Origin of the sequence: Thermogutta sp. (assembly GCF_014359955.1) — a bacterium.
GTDB lineage: Bacteria > Planctomycetota > Planctomycetia > Pirellulales > Thermoguttaceae > Thermogutta.
In genome coordinates, this window is record NZ_JACIYL010000882.1 from 1 (window position 1) to 1,719 (window position 1,719).

General features: G+C 55.3%; 1 protein-coding gene. It reads right to left on the reverse strand.

From position 1 onward, the window contains the following. The coding region (locus tag H5U08_RS17870; RefSeq protein ID WP_297036227.1) for a cation:proton antiporter at positions 1–1,262 on the reverse strand (1,262 nt) is incomplete at its 3' end. Between the last annotated feature and the right edge of the window lie 457 nt (positions 1,263–1,719).

Here is a 1,719-nt window from a genome sequence, read left to right on the forward strand (position 1 = left end):
AGCGTCTCCAGATAAGCGGCGATGTGCCCGCCCATGGGGCCAGCCCCAATGAGGACCACTTTGCGAAGCTCCGTGTCTTCCTCAGCTTTGTGATCTGGCTGCCCTTCTTGGACCGAACCTCGGATCATGCGAAAGCCCCAGTAAACCAGAATGGGTGTGGCCATCAAAGTGGCGATAGCCGCCAGCATGAGTGCGTTGTACAGGCCGCCGGAAACGATTCCTGTTTGTCGCCCATTCCACAGCAGGAGGAACGACAGTTCACCCATCTGAAAGAGTGTTGCCCCCAGTCCCACCGCTGACCGCCAGGGAAGTCCACTCCACCGCAGGGCAAGCCCCAGTGAAACAGCCTTGGCAACGAGACAGAGAACACACAGAATCAACGTGCCGCCTGTTATTTCCTGCAATTCGTGCAGGTCGAGGTATGCGCCGAGACTGATAAAGAAGATAGCCCCGAAGGTTTCTCGAAACGGAAGCGCAAGGGCATCGAGCTGTTTCGTCATACGATTTCCATTAAGGGTAATCCCCGCTCCCAGGGCTCCCAAGGCAACGGGAAGATTCATCAGGTGACTCACATAACCGAATGTGGTGAGAATGAGCAGCGCAAAAAGGACCGCAATTTCTGTACTTCTCAGCCGCCCCAGTCGGGGGACGATCCACCGGGCGACTATCAGGCGGAGAATCGGGATTGCCATTATCAGGGGTACTGCCAGCAAAATTGAACTTATCGCGAACGAAACGGTCGTACTGCTGTGTCTTTCGCTCGCGGCCATCCACATCATAACTGGAAGGATGGCAGCATCCTGAAACAGCAGAATGCCAATGGCACGACGGCCCGCGGGATGTGTCGTGTAGCCCCATTCTGTCAAAGCACGGAACACGATAACGGTGGAACTCATGGCAACGCTCATGGCCACCACAATAGCCGCCCCAAGTTTGATTCCAAAGAGTTGACAGAGAATCGCCACCACCAGGAAACACAATCCTACCTGGATCGTGCCGATACTCAGGAATTCCCTCCAGGAATGACGGAGTTCTTCGAGGGACAACTCAATGCCGATCGCAAACAGCAGAAAAACAACCCCGATTTCAGCGAGGGACTCAATCTGGTCGCCGGGGCCGATCAAGCTGAATCCACTCGGACCAATTATGGCGCCCGCCAGAACGTAGCCGGGCAGCATGGGAATTCTGCACACCCGACAGATTGTGCCAGCCAGAAAACCGACGAGCAGAATAACGATAAGTTGAGGAATAGACGCTTCCACGCGAGAAACCACTCCTTTTCGTGTCCGGATAAATGGCCCAAATCATTTTTCAAAGGCACACCACGTCCATGATACAGCCCATTTGCAGAAATGACCGCATGGCCTGGTGAAAATCACCCAGTATGGGGGCAGCACACACCCCGTAGAACAGGAAGAAGCTGATAGCCTGTCAGAATAATTCGCAAAAACTGACCGGCTGCCCGGGACGAGGTACACCGCATAACCCACGGCCAATACGGGGCGTGGCGGGCCGTTGACGTGTTGTGCGCGGTCCATTTGGCGGTGTTCCGCGTGTTGACAGGCGATCTGTGAATCGCCCCTACCTGGATTCCTGGCCAGGGCGCGGACGGCGGACGTGTAACCACCAAGTGCCCCCAATGAAATCTCGTCGGTTTCGGGCTTCATTTCGCAATGCCCCCGGATGTTGTATGCGTTTCAGAGAGTTTTGTATTGACGC